Origin of the sequence: Mucilaginibacter psychrotolerans (genome assembly GCF_004519315.1) — a bacterium.
Classification (GTDB): Bacteria; Bacteroidota; Bacteroidia; order Sphingobacteriales; family Sphingobacteriaceae; genus Mucilaginibacter; species Mucilaginibacter psychrotolerans.
On record NZ_SOZE01000010.1, the window covers coordinates 177,921 to 194,828 of the forward strand.

The 16,908-nt window shown below is 47.4% G+C and carries 15 protein-coding genes; 7 read left to right on the forward strand and 8 right to left on the reverse strand.

Annotated elements, in window-relative coordinates; all coding sequences use genetic code 11:
- The first annotated feature begins 314 nt into the window (after positions 1-314).
- Positions 315-4,070, forward strand: coding sequence for a S8 family serine peptidase (locus E2R66_RS29215; protein WP_133230858.1), 3,756 nt, complete (start codon positions 315-317; stop codon positions 4,068-4,070).
- A 135-nt stretch (positions 4,071-4,205) separates the two neighbouring features.
- On the opposite strand, the gene E2R66_RS12235 is transcribed toward E2R66_RS29215, so the two are convergent.
- Positions 4,206-4,700: a hypothetical protein gene (locus E2R66_RS12235; RefSeq protein ID WP_133230855.1), complete on the reverse strand. Its 495-nt coding sequence runs from the start codon at positions 4,698-4,700 to the stop codon at positions 4,206-4,208.
- Positions 4,701-4,871: 171 nt separating this feature from the next.
- On the opposite strand from E2R66_RS12235, the gene ggt reads away from it, so the two are divergent.
- The 4 genes from ggt to E2R66_RS12255 all read left to right on the forward strand — a co-directional run bounded on the left by ggt (position 4,872) and on the right by E2R66_RS12255 (position 8,739).
- On the forward strand, positions 4,872-6,581 hold the full coding sequence (gene ggt, locus E2R66_RS12240; RefSeq protein WP_449406733.1) for a gamma-glutamyltransferase: 1,710 nt from the start codon (positions 4,872-4,874) through the stop codon (positions 6,579-6,581).
- A 171-nt stretch (positions 6,582-6,752) separates the two neighbouring features.
- Positions 6,753-7,196, forward strand: coding sequence for a MarR family winged helix-turn-helix transcriptional regulator (locus tag E2R66_RS12245; RefSeq protein WP_133230852.1), 444 nt, complete (start codon positions 6,753-6,755; stop codon positions 7,194-7,196).
- Between the two features lie 88 nt (positions 7,197-7,284).
- Positions 7,285-7,779: an FKBP-type peptidyl-prolyl cis-trans isomerase gene (locus tag E2R66_RS12250; RefSeq protein WP_133230849.1), complete on the forward strand. Its 495-nt coding sequence runs from the start codon at positions 7,285-7,287 to the stop codon at positions 7,777-7,779.
- Between the two features lie 6 nt (positions 7,780-7,785).
- Positions 7,786-8,739, forward strand: coding sequence for an FKBP-type peptidyl-prolyl cis-trans isomerase (locus E2R66_RS12255; RefSeq protein WP_133230846.1), 954 nt, complete (start codon positions 7,786-7,788; stop codon positions 8,737-8,739).
- Between the two features lie 4 nt (positions 8,740-8,743).
- Here the strand turns inward: E2R66_RS12255 and E2R66_RS12260 are convergent, their stop codons facing one another.
- The 3 genes from E2R66_RS12260 to E2R66_RS12270 all read right to left on the reverse strand — a co-directional run bounded on the left by E2R66_RS12260 (position 8,744) and on the right by E2R66_RS12270 (position 12,472).
- Complete coding sequence (locus E2R66_RS12260) at positions 8,744-10,051, reverse strand: cryptochrome/photolyase family protein (protein WP_133230843.1); 1,308 nt, start codon at positions 10,049-10,051, stop codon at positions 8,744-8,746.
- Positions 10,044-10,949 carry a TIGR01777 family oxidoreductase gene (locus E2R66_RS12265; protein ID WP_133230840.1) on the reverse strand — a complete coding sequence of 302 codons (906 nt, stop codon included), beginning with the start codon at positions 10,947-10,949 and terminating at the stop codon, positions 10,044-10,046. Before E2R66_RS12265 ends, E2R66_RS12260 begins: the two co-directional genes overlap by 8 nt.
- A gap of 68 nt (positions 10,950-11,017) precedes the next feature.
- Entirely contained in the window at positions 11,018-12,472 is a 1,455-nt protein-coding gene (locus E2R66_RS12270) for an SDR family oxidoreductase (protein WP_133230837.1), read from the reverse strand.
- A gap of 348 nt (positions 12,473-12,820) precedes the next feature.
- On the opposite strand from E2R66_RS12270, the gene E2R66_RS12275 reads away from it, so the two are divergent.
- Positions 12,821-13,033, forward strand: coding sequence for a hypothetical protein (locus E2R66_RS12275; RefSeq protein WP_133230835.1), 213 nt, complete (start codon positions 12,821-12,823; stop codon positions 13,031-13,033).
- A 2-nt stretch (positions 13,034-13,035) separates the two neighbouring features.
- On the opposite strand, the gene E2R66_RS12280 is transcribed toward E2R66_RS12275, so the two are convergent.
- The 4 genes from E2R66_RS12280 to E2R66_RS12295 are packed head-to-tail and all read right to left on the reverse strand — an operon-like array spanning position 13,036 to position 16,454.
- Positions 13,036-13,605 carry a hypothetical protein gene (locus tag E2R66_RS12280; RefSeq protein ID WP_133230832.1) on the reverse strand — a complete coding sequence of 190 codons (570 nt, stop codon included), beginning with the start codon at positions 13,603-13,605 and terminating at the stop codon, positions 13,036-13,038.
- Between the two features lie 60 nt (positions 13,606-13,665).
- Complete coding sequence (locus E2R66_RS12285) at positions 13,666-14,991, reverse strand: ABC1 kinase family protein (protein WP_240049308.1); 1,326 nt, start codon at positions 14,989-14,991, stop codon at positions 13,666-13,668.
- Positions 14,984-15,751 carry an HAD family hydrolase gene (locus E2R66_RS12290; RefSeq protein ID WP_133230829.1) on the reverse strand — a complete coding sequence of 256 codons (768 nt, stop codon included), beginning with the start codon at positions 15,749-15,751 and terminating at the stop codon, positions 14,984-14,986. The genes E2R66_RS12285 and E2R66_RS12290 overlap by 8 nt, the downstream gene beginning before the upstream one ends.
- 52 nt (positions 15,752-15,803) lie before the next feature.
- On the reverse strand, positions 15,804-16,454 hold the full coding sequence (locus E2R66_RS12295; protein WP_133230826.1) for a TetR family transcriptional regulator C-terminal domain-containing protein: 651 nt from the start codon (positions 16,452-16,454) through the stop codon (positions 15,804-15,806).
- A 140-nt stretch (positions 16,455-16,594) separates the two neighbouring features.
- Between E2R66_RS12295 and E2R66_RS12300 the strand changes: the two genes are divergently transcribed.
- Positions 16,595-16,732 (forward strand): DUF2256 domain-containing protein, encoded by a 138-nt coding sequence (locus E2R66_RS12300; RefSeq protein ID WP_133230823.1) that lies wholly within the window; start codon positions 16,595-16,597, stop codon positions 16,730-16,732.
- Positions 16,733-16,908 lie beyond the last annotated feature (176 nt).

Here is a 16,908-nt window from a genome sequence, read left to right on the forward strand (position 1 = left end):
TTTTATGTGTAACAATTTGCTGCTTGAAGCGTATAAGAGATTATTAAGCATGCAGATTTAAAGCAGTTGATATGCCTTTCAAATACCCATTTCCTCAATTTGTGTATTTTATTCCCCGGTGTTGCTGATTTAAAGAATAAAGCAAAGAAATTGCTCGTTTTACGGCTGTTAAATGAGAACCTTTTATAGAAAGGGGGGTAGCGAGTAAGCTACCATTTGAAAAATTGCATCATGCGTTTGAATTTATCGGTTTTGCTATTTTTTATCCCGCTTTAAATGTGCAAACTTGTAATTACATCCTCTTTTTTAGCTTAATGAAGAAACGCTATTCGGTACTGCTGTTCCATATTCTTGTACTGTGCTTTGCCGCGCCGGTATTTGCGCAAAAACCGCTTGTAGATGCCGCCAAAAAACAGGAGCTTAACCGTATTTCGGTGCAGGCCGGCCAGACGTTTAACGCAGGGCAGCAAAGGGCAGTATCGCTGGCTAAGGGGCGTGGCTGGGCCATCCGCAGCCAAACAAAAACCGGCAACCTTAAAACCTTGCAGGGTACCAACAGCCTGGGTTTCCCGGTGTTTTTGGTTACCCATAACAACACTATAGCTGCCGCTACCACCGGCACCAATGCCGTACAACCAGGCGGCGCGCTGGGGCTCAACCTATCGGGCAGCAGCACTTTTTTGGCCAACCGGCTAGCCATTTGGGATGGCGGCTCGGTTTACAGCTCGCATGTAGAATTTGCCGGCAAAACCATCACCTCTAAAGATAACGCCTCCGTGCTCGATCACTCTACCCACGTGGCCGGTACCATGGTGGCCAAAGGGGTTTACGGTCCGGCTAAAGGCATGGCTTTCAACATGGCTGTACTGAACTCCTGGGATTTTGATAACGATGTATCTGAAATGAGCGCCGCTGCCGCAACGGGCCTGCTACTGTCCAATCACTCTTATGGCGATGTTGCCGGCTGGGAATACAACAGCGGCACCGGTCATTGGGAATGGTACGGCCTGCCCGGTGATACCGAGGATTACAACTTTGGCTTTTACGATAGCCGCGTGCAAAGCTGGGACAATATTGCTTACAACGCACCTTACTACCTCATTGTTGAGTCGGCGGGTAACAGCCGCAGCAGCAACGGCCCCGCCGAGGGTGAAGTATATTATGGCTATGCCACTAAAACCAATCCCGCCATCATCAACAAAGGGCCAAGGCCGCCAGGCATCAGCAGCAACGATGGATACGATATCATCAGCACCACGGGCAACGCCAAAAACATCCTCACGGTAGGTGCGGTAGGCCCCCTGCCCAACGGTCCGCTCAACCGCAGCGATGTGGCCGTATCATACTTCAGCAGCTGGGGCCCAACAGACGATGGCCGCATAAAACCCGATCTGGTTGCCGATGGCGAAAACGTGCTCTCTACCGGCGTAAGCAGCCCGAATTCGTACCTTACGTTATCGGGAACCTCTATGGCGGCACCAAACGTTACGGGGTCTTTATTGTTACTACAGGAGTATTACGCACAAAAAAATAATGGTGCCTATATGCTTTCCGCTACGCTGAAAGGGTTGGCCTGCCATACCGCATTTGATGCAGGTAACGTAGGGCCCGACTACATTTACGGCTGGGGGCTGCTCAACATGCGCACGGCGGCACAGGCCATTACCGATAACGGCGCCAAAAGCCTCATCAGCCAGAACACGCTGGCGCAGGGGCAAAGCAAAACCTTCCAGGTAACGGCATCGGGCGTTGGCCCGCTGGCGGTATCTATCAGTTGGACCGATCCCGCCGGCACCCCAACCACCGAAGGGGTGATCAACAGTCGCGTACCTAAACTAGTGAACGACCTGGATATCCGCGTAAGCGATGGCGTAACTACCTACAGCCCCTATGTACTGGATCCTAATAACCCATCGGCTGCAGCCACTACGGGCGACAACATTCGCGATAATATAGAGCAGGTGTACATTGCCAACGCTACGCCGGGCAAAACTTACACTATCACGGTATCGCATAAGGGTACGCTATCATCGGGTAGCCAGGCGTATTCGCTCATTGCTACGGGTATTGGTGGCGCGGCTTATTGCGCATCGGCCCCGGCATCGGCCTCGCCCGGCGCATCCAGGGTAGATAACTTCACTTTATCCAACGTTAATCATACTGCTGTAACCGGCTGTGGAGGGTACACAGACAATACCACACTAACCTTGCAGTTAGAGCAAGCCAAAACCTACCCCTTCAGCATTACTTTGGGTAGCTGTGGTGGCAATTTCAACAAAGCTGCCAAGATATTTGTAGACTGGAACGGCGATGGCACCTTCGGCGCCGACGAACTGGCCGCTACTACCACCGTAGTGAACGGCACAGCTACTTATACCGGCAATATTACAGTGCCGTTATCGGTTGTCCCCGGTAATTTCGGCCTTTTGCGTGTGGTACTTACCGAAACTTCGGATGCGGCAACCATCACAGCCTGCGGTACTTACGCCAAAGGCGAAACGCAGGATTACCGCGTACAGTTTGCCAAGCCCGTGGCCGATGCCGGGGTATCGGCCATTGTAAATGCCGAAGACGGTACCTCCTGCGCAGTGGCCACAGCCGTAACTGTTAGGCTTAAGAATTACGGCAGCGCCGGTATCAGCAATTTGCCGGTTACGGTAACGGTTACCTCGCCAAATAGTACTGTGGTTACGTTTAATGAAGTTTATACGGGTACCATCAGTCCGCTGGACGAGGTTGATTTCACGCTTTCGGGCAAGTTCAATACCTTGGCGGGGGCAACCTATACCATCGCTGCTGAAACCCGCCTGGCCGGTGACCCTATTACAGCCAATGATAAAACCACCGGCACGATAAGCATAAGCCTGCCGCCTGCACTGGGTACGCTTAGTGCCTACCTGTGCAATAACAACAATACCTACCTGCTCAACGGCACCGGCGATGGGCAGCTGCTTTGGTATAAATCGGCCACTGATGCCTTGCCGATAGCTTTCGGACCAATCGCATCAACCACCGTTGCACCCACCAATAATACTTTCTACGCCGGACTGAACGATTTTAGCGGCAACGTTGGCCCGGCCACCAAAAGCGCATTCACCGGCGGGGGGTACAACCAGTTTGGCCCATCGGTAGTGGTGTACACCAATGTGCCCGTAGTGCTTGAAACTGCGCGCATGTACTTCGGCAACCCAGGCAAGCTCACCTTTACGGTAACCAATGCCAATGGCGAAACGGTATCTACCACCACCATCAACGCAAGCGCTACCCGCAGCACTCCCGGCCCCGGTGCCCAAACCAACGACCCTGCCGACGAGGGCACATTAGTGAATCTTAACCTCACCCTGCCCACCGCAGGTACCTATGCCATTACGCCAACGTATGATACATCGGTAACGGTATTCCGCAACAACGGCGGGGTGGCTGGCTATCCATTCAAGATAGGCAACATCTTCAGCATTATGGGTAATACGGCGGTATCGCCCACCAATGCGAGTGATACTACATACTACAAAACCTTCTACTACTACTTTTACGATCTGCACGTGAAAAGCATGGGTTGCCCATCTGCCGCCAGGCTGCCTGCTGCCGTAAACAAACCGGTAATTACCCGGGTGGATGATGTGCTGACTTCCAATTTTGCCGAGGGTAACCAATGGTACCTGAACGGTGTGGCCGTTGCAGGTGCAACCGGTGCTACCTACGCGCCCATACAAAGCGGCAAGTACACCACCGAAGTTACTTTGAACACCGGCTGCGTAAGCCGGTCGGATGAGTTTGCTTTTGCCCTCGTTGCCAAACACCCCGATGCGAGCACCGATATCGGGCTCACCTTGTTCCCTGTGCCGGCGGTTGATAACCTTAATGTGTTGTTTGTGGCGAAAGCGGCAGGTACCGCCAAAATAGAATTGGTAAACACGGCGGGGCAAATCGTATATCAGCAGGAGCAAACGGTGACCGCAGGTAATTTTAGTACGGCGGTAAACACCACCAACCAGATGCCGGGTACCTATGTGTTGCGGGTAACTTTAGGGCAAAAAGTGTATGCCAAAAAGGTAATCATCGTGAAGTAAAGGTTTCCACAGAAAAGCACCGATTTTTTGAAGAATTTTAAAGGTTTTCCGGGGTAAAAACACAAAAAAACGGCTGAAAAACCACAAGTTCTTCAGCCGTTTTTGCATCCCAAAAACTGGGGATGGACTATCCTATTAAAAAGTGTACTTCAAACCCAGACCCGGTGCCAGGTCGAAAAAAGGTCCGGTAGCCAGTTCAACGCGCGGGTTTAAATCAAGGCTAACGGCGATGGGGGCATCGGCAATTTTGTATTCTAAACCCAGCACGCCGTCGGCACCCAGCAAAATATGGTTGCCGGTATAGTACTTGTCGTCCCCGCCGAAGGTTTTATACCTGCCCGCACCAACCGAGCCCAGGTGCGCACCAAAGCCATAATAAAACTTAAGTCCTGCTGTGTTAAAAGCCTGTTGATGAACCTCATACAAGCCGGTAAGTACAGCCCCATGTGAGCGGATGCCGAGGATTCCTTCCAGTGCGGTGCGGTCGTCCATAAAGTATTTTACCGAGAAACCGTTCTCGAAACCGCCGAATTTAGCGCCAACGGCCGTTTTGTAATCCTGGGCCTGCGAGCGGTTGGCAGCCAGCAAAAAAGTGCATATTATTAATGCGATAAAGGAAATTTTTTTCATGGTAGTAGTTTTTGAATAAACGGCATAAATAGGGTTTTATGCTTGTTGGGCCAAAAAAGAAGGCGTTTTAAAAGGCAAGTGCCTGGTTTTCAAAGGGAAAATTACACTTGTATAAACAGTATATTTATGTTGAAATACACTAAATTGCCCAAATTATTTTCTGTAACGATGATGAACCGCAAACTCCGCATATCCCATAAATTAGTTTCGGCTATGGCTTTTTTATGCCTTACGGCTGGCTGCGTAAAAGGGCAGCTAGGGCAAAACGTAAGCGGCCAGTACCGCAACGGTATGGTGGTTTGCGCCTATCCCGATGCTGCGCAGGTGGGCCTGGATATCCTTAAAAAGGGAGGCAACGCCGTGGATGCTGCGGTTGCCGTGCAGTTTGCGCTGGCGGTAACGCACCCGCAGGCAGGCAACATTGGTGGCGGCGGTTTTATGGTGTACCGCTCGGCATCGGGCAAGACCAACACGCTGGATTTCAGGGAGAAAGCGCCCTCGCAGGCTAATGCCAATATGTACCTGGATAGTGCAGGCAACGTAATACCTAATATGAGCTTATACACGCATTTTGCTTCGGGTGTGCCCGGATCTGTAGATGGAATGGTAGCCGCTCATAAAAAATACGGTAAATTAAAATGGGCCGATCTGGTGCAACCTGCTATAAACCTGGCGCTGAATGGCTTTAAGATGACTGCACGCCTGGCCAGTAACGTCAACAGCGCGAAGGCAAAATTTGCCGCACTGAACCCCGGAAAAAAATACCTCTTAAAGGATGGTTACTGGAAAGAAGGCGACATATTGATACAGGAGGACCTGGGGCATACTTTAGAACTGATACGCGATAAAGGTCGCGACGGCTTCTATAAAGGTAAAACTGCAGATATGATCGTTGCCGAAATGAAATCGGGCAAAGGCATCATGACCCTGGCCGATTTGCAAAATTACCACTCGGTATGGCGTACGCCCATCGTTGGCGACTATAAAGGCTACAAAATCATTACCATGCCGCCGCCAAGTAGCGGGGGCATCGTTTTGATGCAGCTGTTGAAAACCGTTGAACGCTACCCCCTTAAAAGGTGGGGCTTCAATAAAGATTCTACCGTGCAATTGATGGTAGAAGCTGAACGCCGCGTGTATGCCGACCGCTCCAAATACCTTGGCGATCCAGATTTTTACAAAGTACCCAAAGATAGCCTCCTTGATAATCAATATCTTATCAAGCGAATGGCAAACTTTAACTGGGACGTAGCAACGCCAAGCGCCAGCATACAACCAGGCATGTTCATTGGCTACGAAAGCGACCAAACCACCCACTATTCCATAGTTGACAAGGAAGGCAACGCGGTGGCTATTACCACCACCCTCAATGATACTTTTGGCTCGCACGTATTTGTAGGGGGCGCAGGCTTTCTGCTTAATAATGAGATGGATGACTTTAGCTCGAAACCCGGCGTGCCTAATATGTATGGCCTGCTGGGCGGCAAAGCCAACAGCATACAACCCAATAAACGGATGCTATCGGCCATGACGCCTACCATTATCGAGAAAAACGGCGACCTGTTTATGGTAGTGGGTACGCCCGGCGGTTCTACCATTATCACCTCGGTTTTCCAAACGGTATTGAACGTGATAGAGTTCGATAAAAGCATGCAGGAAGCGGTATCGGCCAAGCGCTTCCATCATCAATGGATGCCCGATGAAGTTGGTGCCGAGCCGGATGCCCTCGATAGCATAACCGTGGACAAGCTAACAAAAAAGGGTTATAAGTTTACCAAACGCGGCGCTATTGGCCGGGTAGATGGTATCCTGAAAACCAAATGGGGTTACTACGAAGGTGGTGCCGACCCCAGGGGAGATGATACCAAATTGGGGTGGTAGTAGCGTAAATTGCTCATAGTCAATATTCCAGATAAAGCTAGTATGAAATTACGGCTTGCAATATGTTGTTTCATGAGCCGTTTAGTTTCAACCATTACATATTTATAAAGGCGAAAAAACTATGGACTATGGACTATAGACTATCGACTAAAACACTAAGTTTGTTGCCTTATGCGAAGCAGTGTAAAACACCAGGAAACGATTGATTACTTTTTAAAGATAGTTTGGCAAACCGTTGCCAACCGTTATAACCAGATAGTTACAGAATTTGGTATTACGCAATCTATAGGTTACCTGCTCATCAATATCGATGAGGAAGGAACTACCGTATCGCAGGCCGCGGCATTGCTTGGGCTTAAATCAACCAGCCTTTCGCGCATGTTGAACCAGTTGGAGGAAACAGGCCTGATATACCGCCAATCTAACAAAGGGGATAAACGCTCGGTAAAAATATTCCTGACCGATCTGGGCAAAGAAAAACGTAAAATGGCCAAGGATGTGGTTAAGCAGTTCAATAATTACCTCAATAGCCACATAAGCGAGGCAGATAAGCTGTATTTAACCGAAATATTGAAAAAGATAAATCAGCTCACCGTCAATTACAAACCCCAATAGCTGGCTTAATTTACGCTGCCAAGTGTTAAAAAGTGTTAAGCTGCCGTTTTTGCCATTTAAAACAATAAATTTGCGAATTATTAAGGGAATGAACAGGTTACTGCTTATCATATTGTTGCTTGCTGCGGGCTTATCGTCATGCAAAAAGGGGTATGACGTGGTTGCGGAGGTAAGGGCGCAAGGGGTTATTGATGAGAAGATAATTACCGACTATATTGATGCCAACGGCTTAACAACTGCAGCCAAGCGTATTGATACTACCGGTGTTTTTTATATCGTTATAGCACCTGGAGAGGGTAACGACTTGTTCACTAACTCTACCCGCGTAACGGTTGATTTTACTGGCAGGATATTGACCAGTGGAAAGGAATTTAGCAAGAGTAACGATTTTCACCCCAGTTTTGCGCTGGGCGAGGTGATAAGGGGATGGCAATTGGGCATACCGCAAATTAAGAAAGGTGGCACCGTACGATTATTGGTACCCTCGCGTTATGCATATGGGCCGTATGACCAGACCGATTTGGGATTGCCCAAAAATTCGGTGCTCGACTTTGATATAAAACTTTTAGATGTAACGAACTAATTTTAGATGAAACAAAAGATCTTTACCTTTTTACTGATAGCCGTGGCCGGCTTAACCGCTTGCCGTAAAGACGGCGTTGACCCAACGATCAAGGAATTCGACGAACAGCAGATACAGAGTTATTTAAGCAGTAACAGCCTTACTGGCTTTAGTCGGGATACCACTGGCGGCGATACCACCGGCATGTATTACAAGATCATCAATCCGGGTACAGGCCCGGCGCTTGAATGGTCTGACAGGGTTTCACTGGTATTTACGGTGAAAAGTTACGATGGCAAATACACCTCGGCAGATACCATTACCAACCATTTTGATGACTACTTGGGTCATTTACAGCAGGACGGCTTGCCTAAAGGCTTGCAAACAGCTATACACAATGTGCTGAAATACAAAGGGGCCAGCATGCGCCTGCAAATACCATCGCGTCTGGCTTATGGTAAAAGCGGCTACGGCAGTGGCAGCGTTACCAATGTAAATAGCCGTATAGCGGGTAACCAATGCCTTGATTATTATGTGCATGTAATTGCCGATCAGCCGGCGTATGATGACCTCGTTATCCGCAATTACCTTACTGCCAATAGCCTAAGTGGCTATACCAAAACGGCATCAGGTTTGTACTATAAGGTTATTGTGCCTGGCACGGGTGTAGTTGGGTCAATAAATGATCTTTCTGTCGTTACCACCACTTACACAGGTGCTATTTTAAACGGCACCTCGTTTGATGAAGCATCAAAAACTACTGCTTATGAATTTACGCCTGCTACCAGCGATGGTTTGGCTGGTTTGGTATCGGGCGTTTCTGAGGGCTTGAAAGGCTATGCTGCGGCGGGCACATCAATATCACTCATTATGCCATCGGCGCTTGGATATGGGACATCTCCGCCATCGTCATCTGGTATACCAACGCATGCACCGCTCCGTTTCGAATTCCAGATAACCACGGTGACGCAATTAGAATAAGATATTAACTTAAGGCTTCTTTGAAAGCCTTGAGGCAACGTTCGCGCGCAAAAGCGTGATTTACAATGGGTTTTGGATAGGTGCTGAAGTCGGCATACTCCGGAACCCATTTTTTTATGTATTCCATCTTTGGGTCAAACTTCTTCATCTGCGCTTCGGGGTTGAATATGCGGAAGTATGGCGCAGCATCTGTACCGCAACCGGCTGCCCATTGCCAGCCGCCTACGTTACTGGCCATTTCATAATCCAGCAGTTTTTGGGCAAAGTAGGCTTCGCCCCAACGCCAGTCTATCAGCAGGTGTTTGGTTAAAAAGCTTGCCGTTAACATGCGCACACGGTTATGCATAAAGCCGGTGGCATTCAGTTCGCGCATACCTGCATCAACCATGGGGTAGCCGGTTTGGCCATTACACCATGCCTTAAACTGCTCTTCGTTGTTTATCCATTTGATGTTGTCGTAATCGGGCTTAAAGGCATGCGCTGCCGTTTGCGGGAAATGGTGCAGCACCATCATATAAAACTCGCGCCATATTAACTCGTTAAGCCATGTTTTTTCGGTGGCGTGAAAAGCATTAGTGGCCAGTTGCCTGATGCTTACCGTACCGAAACGCAGGTGAAGCCCGATATGCGAGGTGCCTTTAACTGCAGGGAAATCGCGTTTTTCGGCATAATCGGCAATAAACTTTTCATAAGCCGTACCCGGAAATTCAGCATCGCTTTTTGTAAAGCCCATCTCTTTTAGAGAGGGTATGGGCGATGCTTTAAACTGATAAAGATTGGCTAAATATTTTTCGGTAGGGTAGGCCTTGAGGTAAAATGGTTTCAGCTTTTGATACCATTTGTTTTTATAGGGGGTGAAGACCGTGTAGGGCTTTCCATCATCCTTTGCTACCTCATCGCGTTCGAATATCACCTGGTCCTTAAAGGTTTTTAGGTCGATGCTGTGCTCCGCCAAAAGCTTCGCAACGGCATCATCGCGTTTGTTAGCAGCAGGTTCATAATCGTGATTGGTATAAACGGCTGTAACTTTACGCTGTTTAATCAGTTGCTCAATAGCGTGTTCAGCCTGGTCATAAAACACCAGTAAATCGCTGCCATGCTTTTGGTATGCTGCCTTTAGCTTGGTAATGGTATCGTAAATGAAGTTGACCCTGGCATCATCTTCCGCATTTAGCGCATCCAATATATCCTTATCGAATATGAACACCGGCAGCACCGGGTGGCCGCTATTTAGCGCGCGATACAGGCCGGCATTATCATTCAGCCGCAAATCGCGGCGGTGCCAAAAAATAGTGATGGGCGTATTATCCATAAATCTCTTGCAGGGCCGAAGTTATATCGGGATAGGTAAATGTAAAACCGACATCCATTATTTTTTTTACAGATGTTTTGGTGCTGCCCAGGGCCAGCAAAGCCATTTCGCCCATCAGCAATTTCAATATAAAAGCAGGTACTTTTGGTGCCCAAAGCGGGCGATGCAGTTGTTTGGCAATCGCCCGGGTAAGCTGCTCGTTAGTCACCGGGTAAGGGGCAGCCATGTTGAAAACGCCGGTTAAGTTCTCGTCAGCTACGCCAAGCAGGTACATATCCATCACATCGCGCGGGTGAATCCAGGATACCCATTGTTTGCCGGTACCCAATGGCGAACCAACGCCTAGTTTAACCGGAAGCGCCAACTGTGGCAAGGCGCCGCCATCTTTGCTTAACACCACGCCAGTGCGAAACTTGAGTACGCGCAGGCCAAGTTCCTTGCCTTCGTCAACCGCGTTTTCCCAATCGACGCAGCAGGTGCCGATGAAATCGTTCGCGGGCGGGCTGTCTTCAGTAAGCAGTTCCTCGCCCCGATTACTATAATACCCTACACCCGATGCAGAGATTACAGAACGTACGCGGTTTGCCCTGTTGCGCATCAGCCCGTAAATAAGGCCGATTGATTTGGTGCGGCTCTCTAATATCTCGCGTTTGCGCTGGTCGGTCCAGCGTTTATCAGCTATGCCCGTACCTGCCAGGTGTATAATGGTATCCACGCCATCTATGCAATGCTCGTCTATCTGCCCTTTGTCCACGTCCCAAATAAAGGTATGTACCTTTGGATTTTTGCCTTTGCTGCGGCTAAGGTGGCTTACGATATGGCCCTGGGCCAATAATTCTTCGGTTAGTTGGGTTCCCAGCAAGCCGGTGCCGCCGGTGATGAGTATGTTTTTGTTCATAAATTATAGCTAGATGAAAATATAGAACGCAGTATATGTATATCACATTCGAAATTCAGCATTCGTGATTACTTCTGTTTTTCTCCTTCTCCAAAATCAACTATCCTTTTTGCCATCCCTTTAAATATAAAAAGGTGGAAAGGCCACATCAGGTACCAATACATGCGGCCCCAAAGCCCGCGGGGCCTAAACGTAGCTACCTGGCTGAGGAAAGTTTTGCCGTTGCGCTCAATAATTTTAAATTCCAGCCAGGCTTCGCCAGGCAGTTTCATTTCGGCATAGAGCAAAAGGCGTCGGTTAGGTTTATCGGCAAGCAATACGCGCCAAAAATCGATCACATCGCCCGGCGACACGCTGATATTGCTGGTGCGACCGCGTCTGCTGCCTACTCCGCCAAAAAGTTTATCCAGGAAGCCGCGGATGCTCCATATCCAATCCCAATAGTACCAACCACGATTGCCGCCTATAGCCATGATGTTTTTTAGTACTTCTTCGCCGTCGCGGCTAAAAGGTTGTTTTACCTTATATTCCAGCGTACCGTTCTGGGGTACCTTAATCTGGTCCATAAAGCCCGAATTTAGGTAGCCGTTATTCAGGGCATCCTTCCAACTGCTTACGATGGAGTTTTGTTCTATTTTGTTAAATGCGAGTTCCAGCGCCTCTTCATAACTCAGGCAATCGCGCTTTACTACGCCATCAATTTCATGATCTTTCATTATGGTTTCGTTCTTCATGCTATCTACCAGGCTTTGCGCAAGCGAATAGCTGGTAGAAGTGACGAAGTATAGCCAGTAGGATGAGATTTTGGGCGACAGGAACGGTAGGGTAATAATATACCTTTTCAGCTTACGTACTTTTGCGTAAACCAGCATCATTTGTTTAAAGCTGAGGACATCCGGGCCGCCAATGTCGAAAGTTTTATCGAAAGTTTGTTCGTTCATCAGTACGCCTTCCAAATAGCCCAGTACATCGCGTATGGCAATGGGCTGGCATTTGGTATTCACCCAGCGGGGAACGGTCATGATGGGTAGCTTCTCGGTGAGGTCGCGGATGATTTCGAATGACGAACTACCCGATCCGATAATAATAGCCGCCCTTAAAACGGTAATAGCCACCTTACATTCCTGCAATACATCTTCCACATGCCTTCGCGACCGCAGGTGCTCTGATAAACCGGTATCGTTTACTATCCCGCTGAGGTAAATTACCTGTTTGCAGTTGGTTTTACTAATAGCCTGCGCAAAGTTATGTGCCGATAAAGCCTCCATTGCTGCAAAATCCGCAGCCTGCGCCATGGAATGTACAAGGTAATAAGCAGCATCAATATCCTGCGGGAGGGTGTCTATGCTCTCTTCTTTCAACAAATCGCCGGTAAGGAGGGTAACCCGGTCGCTATAATCGTTTTGTTCGTGAAAGCGACGCTTATCGCGAACAAGGCATACCACGTTATGGCCCTTCTCCAGCAATACAGGGATGAGCCTTGTACCTATATATCCATTAGCGCCCGCGAGTAAAACTTTCATTTGTTTATGTAACAACCAAATTGGAAGGCTGTTTTATATAGAGGTATAAGGAGTAAGTAAAACAACAGTGCCTAACCGTGTTTTTACTATGCATCTAAGATCAAGATAAAAGCTCCGCTTTGCAAAAAAAGCCTCAACCTGTTGCACAATTCCCCATAAAAATGTAACCTGTGGATAAATAATTTAGTAATAGTGAATTTTTGATTAAAAAAGGCCACTTGCTAAGCTTTAAGCGTTTTGGATGGTCTTTTGCTTTATATCAAAAACTATCGAATGTTAAGATGTGTACAAAATAAAAGCATCCATTTTCGATTATGCCACGTATATATCCTATTATCGCAGATTACTATGCTTACAGACGATTTTCAGAGATTGCTCATTGGTGTTTTTGCCGTAGTTTTAATCGCCCTTGTTGCTTTTGGGTACTATTGTAACCGCAAGTCTAAATCGTTTGCTGGCACGGGGCGCGTAGCCGAAATTGAAGCTTGGTACCTTAAATCTGTCATCAGTTGGATCGCTACGTTCGCCGTATCGCTGGCAGCCATAGTGAATTACTTTTAAACTTAATGCAGGCAGCCTACGTACACCTTGCCCTTAAAGGCAAAGACTTTATGCCCGGGTAATAACCTAAGTGCGTTATCCGCGTCGGCTTTATTTTCGTATATGCCTGTTACAAGGGCTATCATTTTAGGATTTGCACCGGGCTTATATGTTCCCAGATAATCCAGGCTTAAGAATTTCGATGGATCTCGCCTTGGATAGTAATCACCTGCTACAATATCGTCCTCGTCATCTTCCGGTACCACTATTAAATCTTTCTTTTTATTGTAATACCGGCCCATTGTATCTACGGCAATGCCCGTAGTATCGTGCAGCGTAAGCATCTTATCCCTTAGTGCATAGTAGTTTGTGCCCGTATCAGCAACCACAATGTAGTAATCAGCATATTGGTCTGCCTCGTCAATGTTTTCCAGCGTATCTATTTCTGGTTTATAGGCTGCCTTTGCGGCAACATAGCTAGCCTGCACTATGGTTAGCGAATCTTTAGCGTGCTTTTGCTGTTGTGCCGGTTTGTTTTTACACGATGCAAAACCGATGATGATGCAGCAGGCTATAAAGGCAAGGCGTTTCATGTTAAAACTTTTTCTAAAGATATTACAAACTACCAATGACTGCAAGCGCCCACATGCCAGCTATGCAACCGCCTCCACATGTGGTTTATAAGTATCTGTTTTTACTTTTGCCTTCAGTTCGTGCAGGATATTATACAGGCCGAAATTGGTGCGGTTTACGTAGATAAAATGCTTTACCCCGCGTGCTTGCTTAAACTCGGGCATTTTGGATATCCGCTCGCCAAAGCCGAACAGCTCATCGAAAAAGGCTTTCTCGCCAAAATCGAACTCATTGGTTATATAAGGCTTGGCAAACAACCCTATCATCTGGCGGAACATGGTGTAAAAAAAATCTACTTGCGCTGGGGTATCGTTAGGCAGTATCATCTCCAGCTTGCGGAAAGCAGCAATGGTATCTTCCTTACTGTCGAACAAGTCGGTTGAGGTGAGCGCAAAGAATGGATAATAGAAATCATCCGGCATTACTTTAATGCAGCCAAAATCTATAACGCCCAGCTTACCATCGGCGGTTATCATAAAATTACCGGGGTGCGGGTCGGCGTGTACGGCGCGGAGTTCGTGCTGCTGAAAGTTGTAAAAATCCCACAGTGCCTGGCCAATCTGGTCGCGCAGTTGCTGCGAAGGGTTGGTTGCCAAAAACTCGCGCAGGTGCTTGCCTTCAAGCCAATCCATAGTAATGATGCGCTTGCTGGATAATTCGGGATAATATTTGGGGAACACCACATTGGCAAGGTTTGCGCAGGCTTCAGAAAACTCGATGGAGCGGCGCACCTCCAGCTCATAATCGGTTTCTTCCAGCAGGCGCTCTTCTACCTCCATCATGTAAATATTCAGTTCTTTTTCGCTCATGCCCAGCATCCTGAAGGCAAAGGGTTTGATCAGCTTAAGATCCGATGAGATGGAATCGCCCACGCCGGGGTACTGTATCTTTACCGCCAGTTTTTTGCCCTTTAGTTCAGCCTGGTGCACCTGTCCAATAGAGGCCGCATTGGTAGAGCGGATGTTGAATTTATCGTATATCTGTTCAGGGTTTTTGCCGAAATATTTCTTGAATGTTTGCACGATAAGCGGGCCGGATAATGGCGGCGCGTTATATTGCGATTGCGTAAATTTGTCTACATAGGCTTGCGGCAGCAGGTTTTTATCCATGCTCAGCATCTGGGCAACTTTTAATGCACTGCCTTTCAGCTCGCTTAATGATTGGTAGATATCCGTGGCATTATCCTCGTTAAGTTCGGATTTATCCATCTCCGGGTTGAAGAGTTTTTTAGAGTAGTGCTTGATGTAGTTGCCGCCTATTTTAAAACCCGTTTTCACGAATTTGGCGCTGCGTTCTACTTTGCTGGTGGGAATGCTGTTTTGTTCTTTTGAAGTGTTATCACTCATGTTCATGGTCAAATAATGCAGCCAGCATATGCAGATGAATGCCTGCATAATTATTTATGGCCAGGCTGGCTACCTGGTTTATCTTTTCGGCGGGGTGGCTGGTGGTTATACCTACAACTTTCATGCCCGCACTGTTGCCTGCCTGCAGCCCCGCGGCCGAATCTTCAAACACCACGCATCGGGCGGGCGGCGTATCCAATAATTCCGCGGCCTTTAAAAATATCAGTGGACTAGGCTTTGGCTCCTGAACCATATCGCCGGTAATGATGGCATCGAAGTATTGTCCGATTGGTACAGCATCGAAAATAAAATCAACATCTGCCATGTCAGACGAGGTAGCGACGGCCATTTTAACACCTGCATTTTTAAGTTCGGCCAGGAAATCCTCCAATCCGCTAATGGCCTTTAAATAAGGCAGAAATTCCCGCTGGTAAAACATTTGCTTTTGGTGCGCTATAGAAGCAATAGTAGCCTCGTCTGCATCGGCAAAGTACCGCCTAACGGTGTTGGCTATGGGGATGCCGCTTATCTCGCCTTTGTAGGTTTCGCGGCTTAACTCGGGTAAACCGTGTTCTTTAAAAAGCAAAGCCCAAGCCAAAAAGTGGAACGGCGTATTATCAATAAGGGTGCCATCCATATCAAATATGGCTGCGAAGGTAGCTTTAGCCCCCTCTAAATCTCCCCCGGTAGAAGCCCCACCTAAATCCTCCCCGGTAGGGAGGACTTTATTTATATCATTGGAAAACGATTCAGTACTCATTAAATATTTTTAAGCCCCTCTCTCCCGGAGAGGGGTTTGGGGTGAGGCTGCTTTAAAAGCCCATCTTCTCTTTCAAACCGCCGTTTTTGGCTAAAAATTTTCCGTATTCGAAAAGGTTATCTATAGGCGAACGCTGGAACAAGTCGAACGTTACGTTCAGGCCTTTTTCTATGGCCTCGTCGGTTTTCTCGAAACCAGCCGAATTATCGTTTATCCAAAAATTCAAAACGAAGCCAAACTGCACCCAAAGCGCATCCTTGTAGCGTTTGCTAAAAAATTTGCGGTCGGATAATTCCGAAGTTTCAATACCCTCGGCCAATATGCTTTCTGCAAAGTTTTCGAATAGTTCTTTTGTGGGTTCCAATACTTTCGGCGTACCAAAACCACGCTGCTTTTTAATGCTGTAAACGGCAAAGCTGCGGTTGCTTTTCAGGAGTTCGAAAAAACTGTAGAAGAAAGATAATCCCTTTTCACGTGCCGAATATTGCGCCCATACTTCCTGTGCGCGTATCTCGGTAAGCGTTTTGCTCACCAGATCGACCCATACGCTTTGCTCAACGGCATCAAAAGAGCCAAAGTGTTTGTAAAACTCCTCCTCGGCCATTTCGTTCTGCTTAGCAAACACGTAAACCGATTTGGGTTGCCCGCCCTCGGTCAATACAAAATCAATATAAGCTTTCTGGATGCTTTCGGTTGTTGCCATAATGGGTTGATTTGATGAGTTAAAGTTACCCTTTATTATACATGCAAATATCATGCTTGTGTTATAAAAAAATAATGCCACATGTGGAAAAGCCCTTAACTGTAGCTTTACGCATCATTACGCCACACTAATAAATTGATATGCATAAAGGCAATAAACAAAACCTGCCCTCAAAAATTTGCCAAAGTTGCAAAAGGCCATTTAGCTGGCGTAAAAAATGGGCTAAATGTTGGGATGACGTTAAATATTGCAGCGACAGATGCCGGACAAATAAATAAGGTAAATCAATTATTGCTTATATTCGTTATAACTACTTAGGGCCTGGTGAATATCGTATATATAATTGATTGTTAGTATATTATATAATAAATTCCTTTTAAAAGTGCAAAGGTTTTAGTATTTTAGGGTCATAATCCTTGCACTAATGATCAAGTACAAATCTGCTAATCAGCTA